The following is a 23,496-nucleotide window of genomic DNA, read 5'->3' on the forward strand; positions in this document are numbered from 1 at the left end:
GCAATCTTCTCTACTCATCGTCATGCATGTGCATGCGGATGCTGCCGTTCGTCCCAGACGGCCCAGATCGCGAGCGCGGTCACCAACACCCCAAGGACGACATGCGTCCACATGGGGTTGGGACTGGTCGAGAAACCGAGCAGCCAGGGTGAAGCGATCAGCCAGAGCCCGACGATGAGGCTTGCCCATTCTTCCCATTCCGCAAACATGGCAAGCGTCGCGATAGCCAGAACGCCGAGCACGACGCCGGCGCCCCAAGCGTTCCAGGCCGGAACGCTTTCGACAACGAAACCCATGATCCAGGGAGAGACGAACAGGCAGACGGCAAGAACCAGATTGATCCAGTCCTGTGCTTTCTTTCCTTCCATCAGTGCCATGACAACCTCCACGAATGAAGCTTGGCCAAAGCGTACGATCGCGTGCGGTCGCACGCTCTGAAAACATAATAAATTCAACCGGAACCGCTTTCAAATCTTTTTCGCGTGAGCACGCGGTGGTCGCATGCGCGAAATCAGGCGGCGAACCGACGATCCGCCGCTCTGAATGGGTGTCGAGGGCGCAGCTTTGCGCCGCTTCGCGTGCGTCTAGTAACCGCGCGCAGCACCCGCGCCGATGCGGCTGTCGACTGCGCCATTGTAGCGGGCGCCGCCGCCGGCCTCGATGTCCGAAAGGCTCTCGCCGCCGACGAGGATGCCGGTCGCCTGTCCCCAGATCGTCCAGCTTTCATCGATCTGGACATTGTGGCCCATGGCCGACAGCAGCTTGCGGGTATCTGGCGAGAGCGCATAGGGCTCCATGAACACCTTGTCCGGCAGCCACTGGTGATGGACGCGCGGCGCGTCGACCGCTTCCTGGATGTTCATGCCGTGGTCGATGACGTTGAGTATCGCTTCGAGCGTGATGGTGATGATGCGTGCACCGCCGGGGCTGCCGATCACCATGAAGGGCTTGCCGTCCTTGGAGATGATCGTCGGGCTCATCGATGACAGCGGCGTCTTTCCGGGCGCGATCGCATTGGCCTCGCCCTGCACCAGACCGTAGAGATTGGGCACGCCTGGCTTGGCGGTGAAATCATCCATCTCGTTGTTGAGCAGGATGCCGGTTCCGGGCGCCACGACGCCGGCGCCGAAGGAGCCGTTCAGCGTATAGGTGACGGCAACCGCATTGCCCTCGTCGTCGATGATCGAATAGTGCGTCGTCTCCTTGCTTTCGCCGAAACCCTTGGGGATCAGCGTGGCGGAAACGCCGGCGCGGAACGGATCGATCTTGTCGCGGATGTCCTTGGCATAGGCCTTGTCGGTGAGCTTGGCGACGGGGTTCTCGACGAAATCAGGATCGCCGAGCGACGTGTTGCGGTCGACATAGGCGTGGCGCATGGCCTCGATCATCACATGCACGGTGTCGGCGGCGCCATAGCCCATGTAGGAAATGGGGTAGCCTTCGAGAACGTTGAGGATTTCGCAGATGATCACGCCACCGGAGGATGGCGGCGGCGAGGAGACGATGTCATAGCCGCGGTAGTTGCACTTGACCGGCTCCAGTTCGCGCACGGCGTAGCGCTCGAAATCTGCCTTGACGAGCACGCCGCCTTTCTCCGCGCTCGCCTTGACGATCTGGTCGGCGATCGCGCCCTTGTAGAAGGCGTCGGTGCCCTTCTCGGCGATGCTCGAAAGCGATGCGGCAAGATCGGCCTGGATCAGCTTCTCGCCGGCGACGAACGGCTTGCCGTCCTTCAGGAAGATCGCGGCCGCGGCCGGGTCCTTGGCGAGCCTGTCCGTTTCGCCCTCGAAGGAATCGATATCGCCCTGCTCCAGCACGAAGCCGTCTTTGGCAAGCGCGATCGCCGGAGCGATCAATTCGGCAAGCGGCTTGGTGCCATAGCGGCTGCGCGCCATTTCGAAGCCCAGGACCGGACCGGGAACGCCGACGGCGAGATAGCCCTCGGTACTCAGGCCGTCAACGACATTGCCCTTGGCGTCGAGATACATGGTCTTGGTCGCGGCTTGAGGCGCCCGCTCGCGGAAATCGAGGAACGTCGTCTTGCCGTCCTTGAAGCGGATGGTCATGAAACCGCCGCCGCCGATATTGCCGGCGGTCGGATAGGTGACGGCAAGCGCATAGCCGACGGCAACGGCTGCATCCACGGCATTGCCACCGCTTTTCAGCACGGCAACACCGATATCGGATGCCAGGTGTTGGGCCGTGACCACCATGCCGTGCTCCGCCTTCACGGGCTCGGGTGAAGCCGCCTGCACCGCCCAGGGCGTCAGGCTCGATGCAAAGAGCAACGTAATCGACAGCGTCTTCAAGCGGAAACTCGGCATGCGTCTCTCCCTCGCAGGCTCGCGGCGCATTGCCAGATTTCAATGACCGTGGTCTCGCCGCGTCGAGCGCGGTGGCAACGATCGTTCGGTAGGGGCAAGCACCTGATATGGACGGCTATGAAGTGCGGGAAGTATAGTCACGCTCAATCGACGATGGCAAATCACGCCTGACGTTCAACGACACCCCTACGCCTGACCGGCCACTGCGTCGGGTCCCCCAGTCGACAGAAAAGCCGTGCCGCTCAGGCGGCATCGGCAAGGATCAGATCGGCACCTTTCTCCGCAACCATCATCGTCGGCGCGTTGATGTTGCCCGCGGTGATGTTGGGGAAGATCGAGGCGTCGACGACGCGGAGACCGGGCACGCCGTGAACCTTCAGGCGGCTGTCGACCACCGAACTCTCCTGCTCCGGCCCCATCGCGCAGGTGCCGCAAAGATGGTAGATCGAGCCGGAGTTTTCGCGGAAATAGTCCATCAGCGCTTCGTCGCTTTCCACGCGCGGCGCCGGCGAAATCTCTTCCGCCGTCAACGATGAGAGTGCCGAGGCCGACGCGATCCGGCGGACAAGCCGGCTTCCCTGCAGCACTTCGTCGATGTCGCGATCGGTCGTCAGGTAGTTCGGCCGGATCAGCGGTTTCACCGAGGGGTCGCCGGACGCAATCGAGATGCTGCCGCGGCTCGTCGGCCGGCAGGAATTGAAGCAGATCAGGTAGCCGGGATAGGGCTCCGGCTTCAGCCCGGCCTTCGGATCCGTCGGGATGCGGTAGGAGAGCGGGTTGAAATAGAGCTGGATGTTCGGCACGCTCTTCGTCGGGCCGGCCGCGGAAGAAACCGCCCGCCTGGTTGACGCTCATCGAGAACGGTCCTTTGCCGGTCAAGAGATACTGCAGACCGAGACGCATCTGGCCGAACAGACTGCCGAACTCGTCGTTGAGCGTCGGGATCGTCGCGCGATAATAGAAGCTGGCGCAGAGATGATCCTGCAGGTTCAGGCCGACCGACGGCAGATGCCGGCGCGTTTCGACCCCGAGCAACGACAGCGCCTTGCCGTCGCCAATGCCCGAGACCTGCAGCAGCTGCGGGCTACCGACCGCACCGGCGGCCAGGATGACCTCGCGCCCCGCCGTGAAGCGGCGCCGCGTCCCATTCTGGATGACATCGACACCGGTCACGCGTCCGTCTTCGCCGAAGACCAGCTTTTCTGCCTGCGCGTAGCGTTCGATCGTGAGATTGGGACGCTTGAGGGCGGGCCTCAGATACTCCGCGCTCGAATGCGAGCGGCGGCCGTTGTTGGTGTTGACGTCGTAGACGCCGGCGCCCTCGATCGAGGCGCCGTTGAAATCCTCGTTCAGCGGCAGCTGCAACGATCCGCAGCTTTCGAGGAAAGCGTCGGTGATCGGGTGCGTCATGCCGCGCATCGGGGTGATGTGGATCGGGCCTTCGCCGCCGTGCCATTCGGACGATCCGCGCGCATGGGTTTCGAGCCGGCGGAAATAGGGCAGGACATCGTCATAGCCCCAGCCCGTATTGCCGGCGTTTTTCCAGTCGTCGAAGTCGTCGCGCGCGCCGCGCACATAGATCATCGCATTGATCGAGCCGGATCCGCCCTGGACCTTGCCACGCGGCACGTAGATGCTGCGATCCTGAAGCTCGGCCTCCGGCTCGCTCGAATACATCCAGTTGACCTGGGGATTGTAGTAGCTGCGGGCGTAGCCGACCGGGATCTTGAACCAGAAGGAATTGTCGTTGCCGCCAGCCTCGATCAAAAGCACCCTGTGGCGACCATTTTCGCTGAGCCGGCTCGCAAGAATGCAGCCGGCCGACCCGGCGCCGACGATGATGTAGTCGTAGATCATCTGCATGTCCTATAGTCGGAGTTATCCGCGTGCCGGCGCGAAGGCCTTCACGTCCGCCGGCCGGCTGTCCATCTGCAGGTGCAGGCGCTCGCCGGTGTACGGCGTGTGCTTTTCGACGACGTCCATGTTGAGCTCGATGCCAAGGCCAGGCTCGCGCGACGGGATGATGTAGCCATCCTCGACGGCGAGCTTGGTCTTCAGCACATCCGCATGAAATCCGCTGAAATCGAGGATCGCCTCATGGATGAGGAAGTTCGGCGACGCAGCTGACAGCTGGATACTGGCCGCAGCCCCGACCGGGCCGTTATAGAGATGCGGGGCGATCTGGGCGTAATAGGCTTCTGCCATGCCGGCGATCTTCTTCGCTTCGAGAAGCCCTCCGACGCGTGCGACGTTCATCTGCAGGATCGAGGCAGCCTTCAGTTCGAGGACGCGCTGGAACTCGTACTTGGTCGTCAGGCGCTCGCCGGTCGAAATCGGGATCGAGGTCGCGCGCGCCACCTCTGCCATCGCCGCTTCCTGTCCGGGAGGAACCGGTTCTTCGAACCAGAGCGGGTCGTATTTTTCGAGACGCCGCGCCAGCCGGATCGCCGAGGACGGCACCATCTGGCCGTGCGTGCCGAAGAGCAGATCGGCGCTGCTTCCAACGGCGTCACGGATCTTGCGGCAGAATTCCTCCGAGCGGTCCATCACGCCGAGCGAAAGCTGGTGGCCGGAATAGTTGGTGTAGGGACCGGCCGGGTCGAACTTGACGGCGGTGAAGCCCATCTCGACCATTTCGACGGCGCATCCGGCGGCGAGATCCGGATCGTTGAAGTCGAACTCTCCAGCCGCGTTCTTCGGGTAGAGATAGGTGTAGGCGCGGAGCTTCTCGTGCACGGTGCCGCCGAGCAGGTCCGCGACGGGCCGGCCGGCGGCCTTGCCGATGATATCCCAGCAGGCGATTTCGAGACCCGAGACGATGCCCATCATCGTCGGGTCGGGGCGCTGGGTGAAGCCGCTCGAATAGGCCGAGCGCCAGAAGCGCTCGATCTGGTGCGGATCATGGCCGAGCAGATGCCGCTCGAAGACGTCTTCGATCAGCGGCGTCAGCGCCTTTGGATGGAACGAGGTCGCGTAGATCTCGCCGATGCCCTCGATGCCGCAGGCGGTCGTGAGGCGCACGAAGATCCAGTACATTCCGCCCACATGCGGCGGCGGGACGGCGACGGCATAGGTCTTGAGAGACGCGATCTTCATTTGTGTCATCCCTTTTTCTTGAGGCGGGCCATCAGCACCAGGGTGGCGATGGCGCCGAGGACGCAGATGGCGGCGATGTAGCCGAAATAGAACTGGTAGCCGGCGATGCCCGGATAACGGTCTGAGAGGTATCCGTTGACGAGCGGCAGGTAGGTGTCGGGCGCGTAGCCGACGAGCGAGATGATGCCGATCGCAAGGCCGGTGATGTTGGCCGGCACGTGGCAATCGTCGAGGATCGCCCAGTAGAGGCCACGGATCGTATAGGTGATGAGGCCGACGAGCAGCACCAGTCCGACGAAGAGGACCGTGGAGCCGATGCCCGGCAGGGCGATCATCGCCACGAGGCTGGCGGCTGCCACGATGAAACTCAGGAGCAGGATCGCGGTCTTGCCGTAGCGGTCGCCGAGCAGGCCGCCGCCGATACCGCCGACCGGGCGCAGCCACAGCTTGATCGTGACGATCACGCCGGCCATGGCGGCGGAAATGCCGAAGCCGCCTTCCTGCAGATAGGCCGAGAAGCTGTAGGTCGCGAGGAACACGTGATAGCCGCAGAAGATGATGGCGGCGACGAGCCAGACCTCGGGGATACGGAGCAGCGTCTTGATGTCGGCAAGCAGGTTGCCTTCGCGCTTGCGCGCGCCTTTCTCGACAGCGACGGGCTGCGACACGGCGAAATAGGCGATGCCGACGACGATGCAGAAAACGGCATAGAGCAGCACGACATCACGGAAACCCATGGCAAGCCCGGCACCGCGCGTTTCCGTCGTGAAGACGAAGAGCGCGATGGCGACGCTGGCAAGCAGCGCCTCGACCAGGCCACGGCCGCCGTCGAGAATGCCGAAGAAGCGTCCCTGCTCATTGGCGCCGGCGATCAGGTTCACCTGCTTCAGCGTGGCGGCCCAGAACGTCAGGCCCGTCGTGACGCCGAAGCCGCAATAGATGACGAGAAGCGATGAGTAGCCGGGCAGCGTCGCATACCAGAGGCCGAGCAGTCCCGTGCCGACCATGGAAACGAGGATCAGGATGCGCGGCTGGACGCGGTCGGCGAGCCAGCCGCTCGGCAGGTAGCCGACCAGGAAGCTGGTGCCGAGAATGGAATAGAGAACGCCAAGCTCGGTGTTGGTGAGCTTAAGTACCTCCAGCATCGTCGTCTGGTAGGACTGGCGCAGGTAGAGGATCGGATAGATCGCGCCGGCGGCGATCACGATCAGCGCCAGTTGCAGGTAACGGCTGCGGGCCGACACGGACGGCGCAGCGATTTCTGTTTCGGAAATTGAGCTCAAGGGTAGTCTCCTCCCCGACCGATGGCGGGAGCATGCCATCGGCCCGGTCTTGATGTTGATGTCCGAACAATTCCGGTTCCCGTCCGGAATTGCGTCATTTCAAATGATCAGTGTTTCAGGACGACGAGGCGCGTCTGGGTGAATTCCAGCATCCCGTGCTTGCCGTCGTCGCCGCCGAGGCCCGAGCGTTTCCAGCCGGCGTGGAAGCCCTGATAGGGATCCGCCGGGAAACGGTTGACGTAGAGTTCGCCGGCCTCGATGGCGTCGCTGGCCCGCATGACGGTGCGATAGTTCTCGGTGAAGAGTACCGAGCTCAGGCCGAACTGATGGTCGCTCGCCAGCGCCAGCGCTTCCTCGAAGGTCGAGTAGCGGATCACCGCGAGAACAGGCCCGAAGACCTCCTCGCGCACGATCTCCATCTCCTGGCGGCAGCCGGAAATCAGCGTCGGCGGATAGAAGTAGCCCGGTCCTTCCGGCAGGTAACCGCCGGTCTCGACCGTTCCGCCTTCCGCCCGCGCCTGCTCGACCATTTCATGCACGCGTTTCTGCGCGGCGGCGTTGGCGAGCGGGCCCATGCGGGTCGCATCCTCGGCGCGGTCGCCGAAGGCGCGGGCAGCGAAACCTTCGCGCAGCTTGGCGAGCAGCGTGTCATGCACGCTTTCGTGTACATAGAGCCGCTCGGCACTGGTGCAGACCTGGCCGCAATGGGCGGTCTTGGAGGCGATGATCGCCTGTGCCACAGCATCGAGATCCGCATCCGGCTCGACGATGACGGGGGTCTTGCCGCCGAGTTCGAGAGAGGGCTTGGCGATGTTTTCCTTGCAGTAGTCGAGCACGATGCGGCCGGCCGAAACGCTGCCGGTCAGCGTGATCATGCCGACGCCGGGATGGGTGCAGAGCGTTTTCGCGACGTCATGCGACATCGTCAGGATGTTGACGAGACCTTCCGGCAGGCCGGCCTCGACGATCGCTTCGGCAAAAACGAAGGCGGATGTCGGCGTGTTGTTGCTCGGCCGTACGACAACGGCGTTTCCTGCAATCAGCGCCGGGGCGATTTTGCGCACCAGTGTGTAGATCGGATAGTTGAATGGGATCAGCCCGGCAACGACGCCGATCGGAACACGCTTCAAGAGCAACGTTTCACCGGGATTGTCGCTCTCGATCACTTCGCCCTCGATGCGGCGCGCCCATTCGGCGTGGTAGCGCATCAGTTCGGCGCCATAGATGACTTCCGCGGTCGCGTCGGCGAGGCTCTTGCCCGACTCTTTCGCCAGGGCAGCGCCGATGGTCTCAGCCCGGTTTTCCAGCACGGTCGCCAGTCGACGCAGCGCATCGCCACGCTGGATGGCCGGCAGTGCCGCCCAGGCGCGCTGCGCCTTCATTGCTGCCTCGACCGCCGCTGTTGCCTCCTCATCCGTTGCTGCCGGCACCGATGTGAAGACCTGGCCGGTCGCCGGATTACGGACGTCGATCGTCACCGCAGACGTGCTTTCGATGAAACGACCGCCGGAAAAATTGCGATAGTGGCTCATGGCATCTCGGATGTGTTGGCCGCGGCTCCGGGCGCCAAAGGCGCGCAGGACAAGCGGACTGCGCGGGAGAGAGCACAACGAGCGACGGCCCGTCTCTCTCCCGACCGAGACCGTCACGAAACTGTTGCGACGATAGGGCCGGAGGCACAAGCGAGTAATTTTCAGCGAGAGCATTCCAAAATGGAATGCTTGGCTCAGGCAGCCCGGTCGGTCGAAACTTCCGTAAGCAGCCAGGCGCGAAACGCGTCGACCTTGCGGTCGTTTCCGGCCTGGGGCCGCGTGACGAACCAGTAGGATTCATGCCCTTCGACTTCGACGTCGAAAAGCTGCACAAGCTGCCCGGTCTCAAGCTGATTGCGAACCATCGAACGATCGGCGACCGTGACGCCGAGGCCCGCACAGGTCGCTTCGATCGCAAGATCGAGCAGGTCGAACTCTAGCCCGCCGCGGGTATCGACATCCTGGAACCCCGCCGCGTCGAGCCAATGCCGCCAGGTCAGATAGCGCCGGTCGGGCGAGGCAAGCACGTGCAGGAAGGTAAAGCGCTGAAGGTCGGTCGGACCCTCGACTTTCACCCCTTCGAGCAGTGATGGCGCACAGACGACCACATGCCGCTCCGTCATCAGGATGCTGGCATCCAGCATCGGCCACTCGCCATCGCCGAAGCGGATGGCGCAGTCGAGAAGACCGCGCTCGGCAAGCGTGTCCGTGGCTTCGGTGCTGAGGCTGATATCGACGTCGGGCAGGGCCACGCGCAGCCGCGGCAGACGCGGCAGCAGCCAGCGCTTGGCGAAGGTCGGCGGAACGTTGATCCGCAAGCGGTTCTGGTTGCTCTTCTCGGTGATGCTGCGCAGCGAAACCTCGATGCTATGGAACGCTTCCTGGATCGTCGCCAGCAGTTCGGCACCGGCCGGCGTCAGCTCGAGATGGTGGTGGCGACGGATGAGCAGGTCTTCGCCAAGCTCATCCTCGAGGTTGCGAACCTGGCGGCTGACCGCACTTTGCGTGAGGTTGAGCCGCTCGGCCGCCCGCGTGAAGCTGCGGGTCTGCCCGACCACTTCGAAGACCTTCATCGCCGACAATCCAGGAAGTCTTCGCATCGATAACTTGGCCTCAGGAAACGCTGCATCCCGCGGGTCGTCGCGGGATCGATGCGCACCTTTGCGTGTCACGCTCCGGCGCACAAGCACGAAAATCCAAATCGTATCCAGCAAAGCGGAAGCGCACGCCTGGCTAGCTCCGAACGACGAACGGCGGCTCTCGCCGCCGTTTGCCTATCCAATCCATCGCCTGGCCAAGCCCAGACGAAAACTGGAAACTTAACCGCGCCTACTCCGCAGCATAAAAGCCGTAGAGCACGGGCATCAGCCCGACCAGCGCCTCGAAGCGCTTGAAGGACTTACGTTCGGGTCGCGTCCATCCGGTTTCGGCGAGCGCCGAAAGCCGCGGGAAGACGAGCCGGTCGAAGACGGCGCGGTCGGTCATCGGTTCGGACCAGATGCAGCACTGCACGCCGAGCAGGTGCTTTTTCTGTGCGTCGGTCCAGCCTTCGACCGGGTCAAAGGTGTAGAGCTTTTCCGGGTCTGACCAGCCGGCCCAGCTGCCCCCGGGCTCCGACCAAGCCGGGCTGTTGGCCATGTCGAGATAGTAGACTTGGCCCGGGCAGACGACGATGTCGTAACCTTCCTCGGCAAGCGCGGCCGACGCCTCGACCGTGCGCCAACCGAAGAGCAACGACTTCGCCTTGTCGATGACGTTGCCGTGGGCCGCCTCCTGCCAACCGCCGGTAACGCAATTTCGGCTCGCCAGGAACGCCTGGACGCGCGCCAGGAACTCGCCCTGCAGCACCGCCGCACCCGAACCGTCGATCTCGTCGGCGCCATGGGTGTTGGTGACGACGTTCAGGCGCTTGGCGTGGGTTTCGGCGACCTCGTCGCCGGCAAGTGCACGAAGCCGCGTGAGCGCTTCCGGCGAGCCGGACCAGGCACCAAGCGGCACCTCGTCGGCGCCGACATGAATCGCCCGCATCGGGAAGAGTTCGATCAACTCGTCGAAGATGACTTCCAGCACGCGATAGGTCTCTTCGCGCGCCGGGTTCAGGCAGTTGTCCGGGAAACCCTGGACTGAATGATAGCTTCCCTTTTCCTCGGGATCGCGCAGTTCTGGGATTGCCTGCAGCATCGCATAGGAATGGCCGGGGATGTCGATTTCCGGCATCACCTCGATGCCGAGGCTGGCGGCAAGCGCTACGACCTGACGAACCGCCGCCTTGGTGTAGTAGCCGCCGGTCGGTTCAGGACCCGAGCCGAGCAGCGGCGGGATCTTGCGGCCATGGCCGCGCCAGGCGCCGATTTCGGTGAGCGCCGGATAGGCGTCAATCTCCACGCGCCAGGCCTCGTCGTCGGTCAGGTGCCAGTGGAAACGGTTGAGTTTGTTCCAGGCCATCAGTTGCAGGAAGCGCTCGACCTCCGCGGTGCTATAAAACTGCCGGGCGACGTCGAGATGGGTGCCGCGCCAGGCGAGCGCCGGCTCGTCCTTGATCTCCCCGCCCGTCGGAAACACGAAGGTGCCCGGATGCGACCGCGCCCCGCGCAGGACCTGGCCGAGCGTGATCAGGCCGTAGAGAATACCCGTCTGGCTACCGCCCGAAATGGCGACGCCGGCAGGCGAGAAACGGATCGTGTAGGCCTCCGGACCAAGGTGCGACGCCTTTGACAATTCGACCGGGAAACCGCCCTCCGCCGCCGGCCGGACAATGCCCTCGACCGGAAACAGGCTGGCCGTGAGATCGGCAAACGCCTTCGCCGCGGCGGACGCTTCACTGCCTTCGGCCTTCAGATCGAGGCCCGGAGGCGCCAATAGCTGACCGGAGACCGCAACCGCTTGCGGCCACGGCACGATCGAGACTGGCACCGGGGCCACCTTCGGCACAGGATAGACGGCGGCGCCACGCTTCAGCTCGGCATTGTCACCGTGCGCCCGCGAGGCAAGCACGGCAACCGGCGCATTCGTGCCATCGGACAGGACGAGGAAGGCGGCGTTGGCGCCATCGGTCCAGTGGCGCGGCTCGAAGCTCATGCCGTGAGCCTTGAGCGTCCAGGTCGCGCCGGGCTTCAGCTCAAAACCTTCCGGCGGCGCGAATTCCGCATAGTTGGAGAGCCGGACCAGAAGCTGCCCGCCCTCGACCTCAGCGGCAGGATCGATGCGCGCCGGGCCCGAGACGCCGAGGCGAAAGCCCTTGATCGGCCGGTCCGAATTGTTGGTGAGCGTCAGCGCATAGACCGACCTGTCGGCGGTGCCGACGGGCACCCAGAGCGTTTCCAGAAGATAGTCAGATTTGGCGGCAAACGTCATCAAATGGCTCCATGAGTGATTGGTCTCTGCGGCCGCCCCGGGGGCCAGCGCGTTTCTTGGGGAATGCGGGTCCTCGGTTCACATAGCTCACGTCGGCATTTGGCCAAGGGCACGGACGAAGTGATTCACGGTAACTTCTTCCACGTTGTCGGAGGCCGGACGGCTCTTTCGCCGCACGTCGTCGGCATGGGCAAGGAAGCGGGCGCTTTGCCCTGGCACAAAGGGGCGATCGGGGTCGGGGACCGCGGAAAGAAGCAGTTGCGTATAGGGATGGCGGGGATTGCCGATGACGGCGCTGGTCTCGCCCCACTCGACCATCTGCCCGGCAAACATCACCACGACCTCCTCGGCGATGTGGGCGGCCGTGGCTATATCGTGGGTGATGTAGAGCATGGCGAGGTTCCGCTCGCGCTTGATGCGCGCGAGCAGTTCCAGGATGTCGAGGCGGATCGACACGTCGAGCATCGATGTCGGCTCGTCGGCAACGAGCACATCCGGCCCGACGGCAAGCGCCCGGGCAATGTTGACGCGCTGGCGCTGGCCACCGGACAGTTCGTGCGGAAACTTTCGTGCCGTCACATCGGCGTCCAGACCGACATCGGCGAGCAGACGCGCGACGGCAGCTTTCGCCTCGCCCCCGTTCTTGGCGTGACCATGCAAAAGCAGTGGCCGCGCGAGGTGATGGTAGACGGAGAACACCGGGTTGAGTGAGGCGAAGGGATCCTGAAACACCATCTGGATCGCCCGCCGACGCATCTTTTCGTCGGCCCTTCCTCCGGCCTGGGTAACGTCGGCGCCGCGAAACGCCATCGTCCCCGATGTCGGCGCATCGAGCCGCGCGACGATGCGGGCGCAGGTGGTCTTGCCGCAACCGGATTCGCCGACGAGCGCCAGCGCCCGGCCGGGCTTTAAGGCAAGCGAAATGCCGCGCAAAGCCTCGACGGTACCGAAGCTGCGCCTGATGTCCTTGAGGCGCACGATCGCGTCGTCTTCGTCAGCCATGGTCGTCGTTAGCGGCATCACGTTCATTCGACGACCCCCAGGCTGCGGACGGATGAGGGCAGTTGCGGGATCGCGCCCCAGAGTTTCCGCGTGTAGTCGTGTTCCGGCGCACGGCTGATCTGCTGCGTGTCGCCGACCTCGACCAGTTGCCCTTTGAGCATAACACCAATGCGATGGCAGAGCTGCGCCATCAGGTGCAGGTCGTGGGTGATGAACAGCACCGAAAAACCGAGGTTGCGCTGCAGGTCGACGAGTTGCTCCAGGATTTCCCGCTGCACGACGACGTCGAGCGCCGTCGTCGGCTCGTCCATGATGATCAGTTCCGGCTTCAGCGCCAGGCAGATTGCGATAACGATGCGCTGGCGCATGCCGCCGCTGAACTGGTGCGGATAGTCGTCGAGGCGGTTGATCGGGATTCCAACGAGCCGGAACATCTCCTCGGCCCGTGCACGGGCCTGCGGCCTGGTCGCGCCGGTGTGCTTGCGCAAGACGTCGAAAAACTGCGCCTCAACCCGCATCAGCGGGTTGAGCGAGTTCATTGCGCTCTGGAACACCATGCCGATCCGCCGCCAGCGGACGTTTTGAAGCGACGCTTCCGGCATCTTCAGGAGGTTTTGACCATCGAGCAGGATCTCGCCGCCGGCGACCCAGGCCGGCGGTTTTGACAGCCGCGTGATCGCATAGGCGATCGTGCTCTTGCCGCAGCCGGATTCGCCGGCAAGGCCGAAGAGTTCGCCGCGGCGCACCTCGAAGGAGACATCGTTAACCGCGCGGAAAGCGCCGTCGTCAAGCAGGTAATCGACGTTCAGGTTGCGGATTTCCAGGAGTGCATCGCTCATCGGGCCGCCTCCAGTTCGCGACGGCGCAGCCGCGTGAGACGCAGCCAGCGGCTGAGCGCCGGACCGGAGCGAAGCTGCGGATTGGCGATCTCGTCGAAGGTGAAGTTGATGAGCGCGAGACCAAGACCGACGAGCGCGATGCCCGCGGCCGGAACGGCGATGTCCCACCACGCGCCGACGATGATCGCCGAGGAGTTTTGCGCATTGTAGAGCATGGTGCCCCAGGTCACCCGGAGCGGATCGCCGAAGCCGAGATATTCGAGCGTCGTCTGCGCGACGATCGCATAGATGATGCTGCCGACCACGTTGATGCCGATCAGCGGCACCAGATTGGGCAGGATCTCGACGAAGATCACCCGCCAATGCGGCTCGCCGACCATGCGCGCCGCCACCACGAATTCACGCTGCCGGAGCGCCATGGTCTGCGACCGCGTCATGCGCGCGCCCCAGGGCCACGAGGTGAGCGCGATGATCGCCATGATCGCCATCGGCCCGACCGTGCCGGCAAAAGACGCAAGCAGGATCAGCAGCGGAATATTCGGTATGACAAGGACGGCATTGGTGGCGAGATCAAGCGTCGCATCCGTGCGGCCGCCGAAGTAACCGGCGACGAGGCCGACGATGGTGCCGAGCGCGGTAATCGCAAGGCCGGTGGCAAAGCCGACGGCAAGCGACGGCCTGGCACCCCAGACGAATTGCGAGAAGACGTCGCGGCCCATCTTCGTGGTGCCGAAGACATGCTCGACGGTTGGTGGCTGATGCGAACGACCGACACGCTCGCTCGGATCACCCGGTGCTAGAACCGGCGCGAACAGCGCCATCAGGCAGAGCGTGAGAATGATGACAAGGCCGGCGACGGCTTTCTTCTGCCGCCAGAACAAGGAGACGCCCGCATTCATGCCCTGCCCTCCCTTATGCGCGGATCGACCACGCCATAGATGATGTCGACCAGAAGATTGGCGCCGAGCGTGGCGATCGTCATCAGCAGCAGTTGCCCCTGGATCACGGGATAGTCGCGGGCAACGCTTGCCGTATAGAGCGTCAGTCCGAGACCCGGATAGTTGAAGACGATCTCGGTCACGATCGAGCCGCCAAAGACCGCCCCCAGCATCAGCGCCAGGTTGGTGAGCACCGGCAGCATGGCGTTGCGCGCCGCGTAGCCGAACATGACGGCTGCTTCCGAGAGGCCCTTGGCTCGCCCCATGGTGACGTAGTCCTCACCGAGCACCGAGATCATGCTGGAGCGCATCGTCGTCTGAAACTCGCCAATCAGATAGGGCGAGAGCGTCAGCACCGGCATGATCGCATGCAGGAAGACGCTGCCGAAGAAGGTGAAGTTGAGCCCCGGGTCGAGGCTCGGATCATAGGCGTAGCCGACCGGCAGCAGCCGGAGCGTCACGCCGAAAGTGAAAAGCGTCGCAAGCGCGATGATGACGGGCGGAACGGCAATCAGCACCACCGAGAACGGCGAGACGAAACTGTCGAAACGCCCGCCACGGCGCCAGGCGGCGACGGCGCCGAGCAGCACACCGATGCAAAGAGAGAAGGTTATGGCGGTGACCACGAGAAACGCCGTCCACCCGGCCGAGCGGCCGAGAACTTCAAGCACCGTCTGCGGATAATACTTGACCGAGACGCCGAGATCGAAATGGGCGAGCCCGACGACATAGTCGACGAACTGCTGCCAGATCGGTTGCTCGATCGCACCGAAACGCGCCTTGATCGCCTCGATGGCCGCGGGCGTTGCCCGCGGTCCGAGTTGGGCGATCATGCTGTCGACGGGGGACCCCGGCATCAGCCGGGGAACCGCGAAGTTCATGACGATCGCGAAGAGGAACGCCACGCAGTAGACGGTAAGCCGTCGACGGGAAAGTCGCATCGCTGGAACCCGCTGCCACTTATTGTACGGGCTTCAGGCGGAGCAGATGCACCAGCCGCATCCGGTTGTTGTCGTGATCCTCGGGGTTCATGACAGGCTCGTCCTTCGTCACCCAGCCGGTAAAGCGCTTGGTCGAGAACTGATACCAGGTCGGACCGTTGAAGACGGGAACGACGGGCAGGTTGTCGGCGACGATCACCTGCACCTGATCGAACAGCTTCTTGCGGTCGTCGTCCGTCGCCGCCCGGCGGTAATCATCGAAGACCTTGTCGAGTTCGGGGTTGGAATAGCGTGACGGCGCGCTGGTGATACGCCCACCGAAGCCGGTCGACAGCGACTGGAAGTAGCCGCGGAAAGGCGTCGGGCCGTCGGCACGCGAATTCATCACCGCCTCGAAGCTGCCGTCGAGGATCTGTTTCTGCCACTGCTCGTATTCGGGCGTTGCGACAGAGGCGTTGATGCCAATCTTGCGCAAGCCTTCGGCCGCGATCTGCACCGCGTCGATCCAGTCGGTCCAGCCGTTCGGCACGATGATCGGAAAGGCGATCGGTTTGCCGCTCGGCGTGGTGCGGAAGCCCTCGCCGTCCTTCTTGTAGCCGGCATCGTCAAGCAGCTTGTTGGCCTTGTCGATGTCATAGGCGAGCCACTCGTCCTGAGCACCCTCGGCGGCCTTGTTGCGCCAGCTGTCGAAGCGCGGCGGCAGACCGCTCGCATGGGTGTTGACGACGGGATAGCCGAAACCGGCGATATCGACCATCGCGGTGCGATCCATGGAAAGGCTGAAGGCGCGCCGGAACGTCATATCGTTGAAGGCCTCGGCGTTGCCCGGATTCGACGACTTGAAGTTCATCTGGAACGAAACGGTTTCGGCCGGAGGCTGCCAGTAGCCATTATGGTCAGGGTCGAGGCCGACATAGGTCTTGTCGATCTGCGGCAGGAACGAGCCGAACCAGTCGATCGAGCCCTCCGGCAGGAGCGCCAGCATCTGGTCGTTGCCGGAAATCTGCGGCAGCTTCAGGCAATCGACCTTCAGCGTCGCCGCGTCCCAATAGTTGGGGTTGCGGCACTGCTCGTAGACCTGGGGCGTGAAGCGGCGGATCTCGGTCATCGGGCCGGAGCCGACGGGCGTCTCGTTCTTGAAGGCCAGCGGATCCTTCACGTCCTTCCAGATGTGCTCGGGCACCACCGGGAAATCGGCAAGCGACTCCGGAAAATGCGTGTCGACATCCTTGAGGTTGATCTTCACCTCGGTCGGCGACGGTGCCTCCACCGAAGCGACGGTTTCGCCAACGCCGACGGTATCGACCGCCGGGTTCTTCAGCATCAGCTCGAGCGTGAATTTCATATCTGCCGAGGTCAGCGGCTTGCCGTCCGACCATTTCACGCCGTCGCGCAATGTATAGGTGATCGACTTCAGGTCGTCGGCAAATTTGTAGGCAGTCGCAAGCCGAAAGACCGGCTTGCCGCCGTCGTAATCATTGAAGATCACCAGCGGCTCGTAGACGAAATCCATGGTGCTCTGCCGCCGACCGCCGAGGTCGAACGGGTTGAAATTCTGCACCCAGCTCGTCTGCTCCTCGATGTGCATGGTGAGCACGGATTCGGCGCGGGCCTCAGCGGCGCCGATCATCATCAGCACGGTCGCGACGCCAACAAAACGCCGTGTCGTACCGCTCCTCCCGACCCCCGGCGCGTTGCGCAAAGGCCGCATTTCCTCGACTGCCGTCATGACGAATTCCCCCTCAGGTTTCGTTGATCGAACTATTAAGTCAAGTAATTTGACTTAACGATAAGTCCGTCAAAGTCGCGCTGTCAATCGGGGTATTTTCGCCGAGACTAAAGTTATGGTCCGAACCGCCAAGTGGTATTTCGAACGAGAATACCACTTCCGAAATCTTGCGATTTGGCGGCTCTTTCAGGCGGCGGAATTTGGTCGGAAAACGACTTGGCCAAGCATCGCGAGCAGAATCACCGCGCAGCCCAGGATCTGGGAAAGGCTCAAGGGTGACCCCAGAAACGCCAGCGCGAAGACGAGAACCCATACCGGTTCGCAGCACATGATTACCGATGCCCGCGCCGCAAAGATCATCTGCTGGCCGCGAAACTGCAGGACGAAGCGCAGGCAGGTCGAGATCAGGATGCTTGCCAGAAACCAGCCCCAGATCGCGATCGAAGGGACTGCCGCGGGCATCTGTTCGACAGGCAGCGAGACCGCGAGGATGACCACTCCTGCGACCACCAGCTGGATCGCGGCTGTGGCCACCGCGCCTATTTCGGTGGAATTGCGTTTGACCAACGCAATGCTCGCCGCCCAAAGTAGGGCCGAGACCACCTCGACGCGAGCGCCGGGGCCAAGAAACAGCAAGCCCATCCCGGCAAGTGCGACGGAGATCGAGATCCAGAGCGCTCGCCCGACCGGCCAGCCGAAGAACAGCAGACCGAAAACCGGCACCAGCAGGTTGCCGGTCGAGGTGATGAAGGCCGCAACGCCCGGGTTCGTCGTCTGTTTCAGGCCGAAAATCCAGGCCATCATGGCGACCGCAAGGGCGAGCGCGGCGGGAAGCAGCAGGCGCACCGCCCTGCCGAGTTCGGCAAAGGATGCGAACCTCGCCAAGAGACCGATCAGCAGACCGGCGATGACAAAACGGCTGCCGAGGAAGAGCAGCGGCGGAAACTCGGCAAGAGCGTGGATCGAAAACAGCCATCCGGCGCCCGCCACAAAGGCCGCGATCGCGATCTACAGATCGGCAAACGGCTGGGAAAGGGGCTGGGCGGAACGATCAGGGGTCATCTGTTGGACACCAGAGAAGCCGAAAGGCCGTAGCGACCGGCCTGCCGGCTTCTCTATCGGTTAAAACCGAGATCTACCAGTGATTGTTCGGATTGTGACAAGAACGGCCGTCTACTGGTTCGCCTTGGCGTAGTCCTTCATGTTCTCAGGTGTCACCAGTTCGAACGGAACCCAGATCTGCCGTTCGGTCTTTTCCTCGCGCGCCAGGGCGACGGCGGCATCCATCGCGGTCGCGCCCTGCGCGATTGCGTTCTGGAAGACGGTGACGTCGAGATCGCCTGCGGCCATGGCGGCAAGCCCGTCCGGCGTCGCATCGATGCCACCGACCACCACCTTCGACATGTCGGTGCCCGCCGCTTTCATCGCCTGGATCGCGCCGATCGCCATCTCATCATTGTTGGCGATGACGGCATCGAATTCCCGTCCTGTCGAGAGCCAGTTGGTCATGATGTTGCTCGCCTCGAGGCGATCCCAGTTGGCGCTCTGTTCCTCGATCACGCTCATGCCCTTGCAGTCATCGGTGGCGATGACGTCGTGAACATCCTTCGTCCGGGTCAGCGACGAATGATTGTTGAGCGGTCCCATCAGCACATAAACGGAACCCTTGCCGCCAAGCAGCCGGCACACTTCCTTCGTTTCCAGCGTGCCGGAATCGATCTCGTTCGAACCGACGAAGGCGGCAGTCGCCGGGAGCGCATCGGCATCGGCCGGCGGGTGGTTGGCGTAGACGATCGGAATACCGGCGGCACTCGCCATTTTCGTCAGCGCCGGCGTGCCGTCGCCATCGACGGCAACCACCACGATCGCGTCGACGCCGGAGGATATGAAGTTCTGTACCTGGTCCAGCTGCTTGCTCGGATCGTTCTGGGCGTCCTCGACCTGAACCGAAACGCCATCGAGCTTGGCGGCGCGGTCTTCCATGCCCTGACGCAGGATCGTCAGGAACGCGCTATCGGAACGGGCAATGGTGATGCCGATGTTTTCGGCGTGAGCGGTACCAGCCAGCAGAACCGACGTGGCGGCAAACAGCAACTTCCTCATTCGAAACCTCCCAAAGGAACAGATGACCTGCGAGTCATAAACGGAATACATCATCCATCGAAAGTCAATAATGAAACATACATTTCAATTTTGTGCGGCGATCGAATGATCGAAACCCCGCGAAACTCGGGATTTTCGGCATGCAAAATCCTGATAATATCTACCTATGAGTGCATCATTTTGATACGAGCACCGCGTATCCGGGGAGATTTCGACTGCGCCTTCGGGAAACGAGGGAGCCGCTTTCGGCTGTGTCTCACCGGAAACGCCGGCGGCGCGCGACGCGCGACGCCTGTGACATCACGCCTTTAACCCACGCAACCCTCGCTGTCGGCAGGAGATCCCGATGACCGTACAGGAAGCAATCCTCAACTTCGGCTATGATCCCACGATCAAGGAAGATGGCCCGACGCTCCGGCCGCCGATACCCGCATCACTGCCGAGCGCGGCAACCGTGAACGCGCTCTACCTGCCGCCGCCCAAGGCGCAGGGCACACCGAGCCATGTCGGCAGCCCCGGCAGTTGCGCCGCATGGGCCACGACCTACGGGCTTGCCACCTATTGGGCGGCCGTTTCGACCGCCGAGGCGCCGTTGCAACCCGTGCGGCAGGCAAGTCCGGCCCATATCTACATCGAAGTGATGAAGAGCTACGGGAAAACGGGTTGCGCGGGATCACAGCTGGCCTCCTATCTCAATCTGCTCAAGCAGGGCGGCACCCCGAACTGGGAGACGGCTCCCTATTTTCCGAATTGTCCCGAGCTGTGGTCGCGCTACGATCCCGGCGCCCTTCCCGACGCCAGCTTCCAGATACCCGGCTGGGCGACGGTCGAGACCAGCGATCTCGACGCGATCAAGGCCGTCATCGTCGCGGGCGGAGCGCTCTGCTACGGCACGTCACTGAACAAGGCCTTCATGCAATATGAAGGGCCGGGCGCATTGAGAGGGCCTCTGGAAAAGTTGCCGAACACCGGCCATTGCATGTTGATCATCGGCTATGACGACGAGCAGCAGGCCATTCTCATCCAGAACAGCTTCGGTGAGAATTGGGGCTGCGAATGGAACGGGCGTCGCGGCTACATCTGGATGGGTTACGAGCTGTTCCAATGCCTCGCCCAGGGCCAGGCGATGTACATCACCGGCTGACGTCGGGCGGCTTGCCCGCCGCCCGATCTACCATCCCTGAACGGAGCCGTGGCCCTACTCCGCCGCCACGGCAGCGGGATAGGCTACGGTCTTCGTGTCCTCGGCCTCAAGGCTTGCCGGCGTCTCAGGCTCGACGGAGCTCTTCTTCGGTTCGCGACCGAAGAAGAGCGCATAGCCCGCCGGCAGAACCAGGATGGTCAGCACGGTCGCGACCAGGATGCCACCCATCATGGCGTAGGCGAGCGGCCCCCAGAAGACACCGCGCGAGATCGGGATCAGCGCCAGCACGGCCGTCAAGGCGGTAAGCGTGATCGGCCGGAAACGCCTGACGGCGGAGCCGATGATTGCCTCGGCGCGGTCCATGCCCGCGGCGATATCCTGGTCGATCTGGTCGACGAGGATGATCGAGTTGCGCATGATGATGCCGAGCAGCGCAATGACGCCCAGGATCGCAACGAAGCCGAAAGGCGCACCGCTGATCAGAAGGGCAGCAGCCGCACCAATGATGCCGAGCGGACCGGTCGCGAGAACCAGCATCGCCTTGCCGAAATGCTGCAGCTGGATCATCAGCAGGATGACGATGACGCCGAGCATGATCGGCGCCTTGGCGGCGATCGAGGCCTGGCTTTCGGCAGAGTCCTCCGCGCCCCCTTGGATGGCGATCGAGTAGCCGGCGGGCAGGCTGTCGCGCAGCGGCTGCATTTCGCCAAACATCTTCATCGCCACGTCGTTCGGCTGCACACCATCCGGCAGGGTGCCGCGCACGGTGATCGTCGGCAGGCGGTCGCGGCGCCATTCGATGCCCTGCTCGAGCACCGGCACGACCTTGGCAACCTGCGAAAGCGGTACGAAGCCGCCGAAGTCGGTCGGGATGTATATGGAGTCGACCGAACTCAACAGCTTGCGGCTTTCCGCGGGCTCGCGGGCAACGATCGCCACCGTCTCCTCGCCATCGCGGAAATTGTCGAGCGGCGCACCCGTGACGCTTGCCTGCAGTATCTGGCGAATGCGCTGCGAGGTGACCCCGAGCGCGCGGGCGCGGTCCTGGTCGATCACCAGCTTCATGCCCGGCACCGGCTCCAGCCAGTCGTCGTGCACGGCGCCGAGCAGCGGGTTCTCGTGGAACTTCGCCTTGACGCGATCGGCAATACGCCTGACTTCGTCGCGATCCGGCCCCATGATGCGCATCTGCACCGGCCAGCCGGTTGGCGGGCCCAGGAACAGGCGATCGACCTTGGCGCGGATCGAGGGGAAGTCGGCAGCTAGAATTCCGCGCATCTTGGCGATCAACCGTTCGCGCGCCGGCTCGTCCTTGGCCATCACGAGAAGCTGGGCAAAGTTCGGATTGCGAAGCTGCTGGTCGAGCGGCAGGAAGAAGCGCGGCGCGCCCTCGCCAATATAGGTGGCGATGAAGCGCTTGTCCTCGTCGTCCATCATGCGGGCTTCGAGTGCCTTGGCCTGCTTCTCGACTTCCTTGATGCTGGTGCCCTCGGGCAGCCAGAGATCGACGAGGATCTCCGGCCGCGACGACTGCGGGAAGAAGTTCTTCGGAATGAACTGGAAGGCCCAGAGGCTGACGAAGAAGAGGGCGAGCGTCGTCGACAGCACGATGATGCGATGGCGTACGGCCCAGGTGACCGTCGTGCGCAGGCGACGATAGAAACGCGTGTCGAAGACGTCGTGATGATTGCCGGCGTGGCTGCGCTGCTTCAGGAGCATATTGCCGAGCCAGGGGGTGAAATAGACGGCAACGAACCACGAGACGACGAGCGCGATGCCGACCACGTAGAACAGCGAGCGCACATACTCCCCGGCGGTCGAAGCGGCAAAACCGACGGGAATGAAGCCGGCCGTGGTGATCAGCGTTCCGGTCAGCATCGGGAAGGCAGTGGAGGTATAGGCGAAGCTCGCAGCCTCGACCTTCACCAAGCCCTCTTCCAGCTTTCGTTCCATCATCTCGACCACGATCATGGCGTCGTCGACCAGAAGGCCGAGCGCAATGATCAGTGCGCCGAGCGAGATGCGCTGCAGGTCGATGCCGAGCTCGTACATGATGGCGAAGGTTGCAGCCAGCACCAGCGGAATGGTGATCGCGATCACCAGGCCCGAGCGCCAGCCGATCGACAGGAACGACACGACGAGCACGATCGCCAGCGCCTCGCCGAGCGCCTTCATGAATTCGCCGACGGCTTCCTTGACCACTTCAGGCTGGTTGGAGACCTGGTCGACCTTGACGCCATAGGGCAGCGACGCTTCGAAGTGCTGATAGGTCGCCTCCACCGCGTTGCCGACATCGGTCACCTTGAAGCCCTTGGCCATGACGACGCCGATCTGGACGCTGTCTTCACCGTTGAAACGGAATTTGCGCGAATAGGGATCTTCGAGACCGGAGCTGACCGTGGCGATATCGCCAAGTCGGGTGATCTGGCCGCCGGCGCGAAGCCTCAGGTTCTTCAGGTCCTCCACCTTGTCAAGACTGCCTTCGACCGAGATGCGCACCGAGCGCGTGCCGGTATCGACCGCGCCGGCCGGGTCGATGTTGTTCTGGCCGGCAATCGTGCTGCGCAGGTCGTTGAGCGTCAGCCCGCGCTCGGCCAGCGCATTGGATGAGACGTCGATATAGATCTTCTCCGGCTGGTCGCCGATGATGACGGCCTTCTCGACGCCGGGCGTCGTCAAAAGCATGTCACGCGCCTGGATCGCGAACTTCTTCAGCTCCGGATAGCTGTAGCCTTCGCCGCTCAGCGAATGCAGTGTGATGAAGGTGTCGCCGAACTCGTCGTTGAAATAGGGACCGAGCAAACCTTCGGGCAGTTCGTTGGAGATGTCACCGACCTTCTTGCGGACCTGGTAGAAGGCATCCGCCACCTGTTCGGCATTGGTGTCGCCTTCGACCTGCAACGTGATGATCGCGCTGCCGGCACGCGTATAGGAGCGCACGAAATCGAGATGCGGCGTTTCCTGCAGCTTGCGCTCGATCTTGTTGACGACCTGGTCCTGCATCTCCTCGATCGAGGCCCCCGGCCAGAAGGCCTGCACGACCATCACGCGGAAGGTGAAGTCCGGGTCTTCCTTCTGCCCCATGCGCATCAGGCCGAAGACGCCGGCAAGGATGATGAGGCCGAACAGGAAGCGCGCCATGCTCGGGTGCGCGATCGCCCAGCGCGAAAGGTTGAAGGGCCGTTTTTCGTCGGAAGAGGAGGTGGTCATC

At 63.2% G+C, this 23,496-nt stretch carries 17 protein-coding genes and 1 pseudogene; 1 reads left to right on the forward strand and 17 read right to left on the reverse strand.

The window, feature by feature from the left end:
- Positions 1–20 precede the first annotated feature (20 nt).
- From OVA00_RS03090 to OVA00_RS03165, 16 genes and pseudogenes are all read right to left on the reverse strand, one after another.
- Positions 21–377 carry an SPW repeat protein gene (locus tag OVA00_RS03090; protein WP_034789629.1) on the reverse strand — a complete coding sequence of 119 codons (357 nt, stop codon included), beginning with the start codon at positions 375–377 and terminating at the stop codon, positions 21–23.
- A 207-nt stretch (positions 378–584) separates the two neighbouring features.
- Positions 585–2,324: a gamma-glutamyltransferase gene (gene ggt, locus OVA00_RS03095; protein ID WP_060519315.1), complete on the reverse strand. Its 1,740-nt coding sequence runs from the start codon at positions 2,322–2,324 to the stop codon at positions 585–587.
- A gap of 242 nt (positions 2,325–2,566) precedes the next feature.
- Entirely contained in the window at positions 2,567–3,127 is a 561-nt protein-coding gene (locus OVA00_RS03100; RefSeq protein WP_268087948.1) for a GMC family oxidoreductase, read from the reverse strand.
- A gap of 226 nt (positions 3,128–3,353) precedes the next feature.
- Positions 3,354–4,187 (reverse strand): annotated as a pseudogene (locus OVA00_RS03105) (GMC family oxidoreductase); the annotation flags it as partial.
- A gap of 15 nt (positions 4,188–4,202) precedes the next feature.
- Positions 4,203–5,420: a mandelate racemase/muconate lactonizing enzyme family protein gene (locus OVA00_RS03110; protein WP_034789633.1), complete on the reverse strand. Its 1,218-nt coding sequence runs from the start codon at positions 5,418–5,420 to the stop codon at positions 4,203–4,205.
- 5 nt (positions 5,421–5,425) lie between these two features.
- Complete coding sequence (locus OVA00_RS03115) at positions 5,426–6,703, reverse strand: MFS transporter (RefSeq protein ID WP_268087949.1); 1,278 nt, start codon at positions 6,701–6,703, stop codon at positions 5,426–5,428.
- A gap of 107 nt (positions 6,704–6,810) precedes the next feature.
- Positions 6,811–8,235, reverse strand: coding sequence for an aldehyde dehydrogenase (aldA, locus tag OVA00_RS03120; protein WP_268087950.1), 1,425 nt, complete (start codon positions 8,233–8,235; stop codon positions 6,811–6,813).
- A 194-nt stretch (positions 8,236–8,429) separates the two neighbouring features.
- The gene (locus OVA00_RS03125; protein WP_268087951.1) at positions 8,430–9,308 is read right to left on the reverse strand and encodes a LysR substrate-binding domain-containing protein; all 879 of its coding nucleotides are present in this window, start codon (positions 9,306–9,308) and stop codon (positions 8,430–8,432) included.
- A gap of 256 nt (positions 9,309–9,564) precedes the next feature.
- Positions 9,565–11,589: a beta-N-acetylhexosaminidase gene (locus tag OVA00_RS03130; protein ID WP_268087952.1), complete on the reverse strand. Its 2,025-nt coding sequence runs from the start codon at positions 11,587–11,589 to the stop codon at positions 9,565–9,567.
- A gap of 87 nt (positions 11,590–11,676) precedes the next feature.
- The gene (locus tag OVA00_RS03135; protein WP_268087953.1) at positions 11,677–12,591 is read right to left on the reverse strand and encodes an ABC transporter ATP-binding protein; all 915 of its coding nucleotides are present in this window, start codon (positions 12,589–12,591) and stop codon (positions 11,677–11,679) included.
- Between the two features lie 23 nt (positions 12,592–12,614).
- Entirely contained in the window at positions 12,615–13,430 is an 816-nt protein-coding gene (locus OVA00_RS03140; RefSeq protein ID WP_060519302.1) for an ABC transporter ATP-binding protein, read from the reverse strand.
- Complete coding sequence (locus tag OVA00_RS03145) at positions 13,427–14,329, reverse strand: ABC transporter permease (protein WP_034789645.1); 903 nt, start codon at positions 14,327–14,329, stop codon at positions 13,427–13,429. Before OVA00_RS03145 ends, OVA00_RS03140 begins: the two co-directional genes overlap by 4 nt.
- Positions 14,326–15,309, reverse strand: coding sequence for an ABC transporter permease (locus OVA00_RS03150; RefSeq protein ID WP_034789647.1), 984 nt, complete (start codon positions 15,307–15,309; stop codon positions 14,326–14,328). Before OVA00_RS03150 ends, OVA00_RS03145 begins: the two co-directional genes overlap by 4 nt.
- A gap of 19 nt (positions 15,310–15,328) precedes the next feature.
- Positions 15,329–16,942, reverse strand: a complete 1,614-nt coding sequence (locus tag OVA00_RS03155; protein WP_244496833.1) for an ABC transporter substrate-binding protein — start codon at positions 16,940–16,942, stop codon at positions 15,329–15,331.
- A 282-nt stretch (positions 16,943–17,224) separates the two neighbouring features.
- Positions 17,225–18,046, reverse strand: a complete 822-nt coding sequence (locus OVA00_RS03160) for a DMT family transporter (protein ID WP_326494118.1) — start codon at positions 18,044–18,046, stop codon at positions 17,225–17,227.
- 165 nt (positions 18,047–18,211) lie between these two features.
- Complete coding sequence (locus OVA00_RS03165; RefSeq protein ID WP_113080229.1) at positions 18,212–19,141, reverse strand: sugar ABC transporter substrate-binding protein; 930 nt, start codon at positions 19,139–19,141, stop codon at positions 18,212–18,214.
- A gap of 346 nt (positions 19,142–19,487) precedes the next feature.
- Between OVA00_RS03165 and OVA00_RS03170 the strand changes: the two genes are divergently transcribed.
- A complete protein-coding gene (locus OVA00_RS03170) occupies positions 19,488–20,285 on the forward strand; it encodes a C1 family peptidase (RefSeq protein ID WP_268087955.1) in 798 nt (265 codons plus the stop codon).
- A 54-nt stretch (positions 20,286–20,339) separates the two neighbouring features.
- Here the strand turns inward: OVA00_RS03170 and OVA00_RS03175 are convergent, their stop codons facing one another.
- On the reverse strand, positions 20,340–23,495 hold the full coding sequence (locus OVA00_RS03175; protein WP_127890078.1) for an efflux RND transporter permease subunit: 3,156 nt from the start codon (positions 23,493–23,495) through the stop codon (positions 20,340–20,342).
- Position 23,496: the final 1 nt, after the last annotated feature.

The organism is Ensifer sp. SL37 (genome assembly GCF_026672675.1).
Taxonomy (GTDB): Bacteria; Pseudomonadota; Alphaproteobacteria; order Rhizobiales; family Rhizobiaceae; genus Ensifer; species Ensifer adhaerens.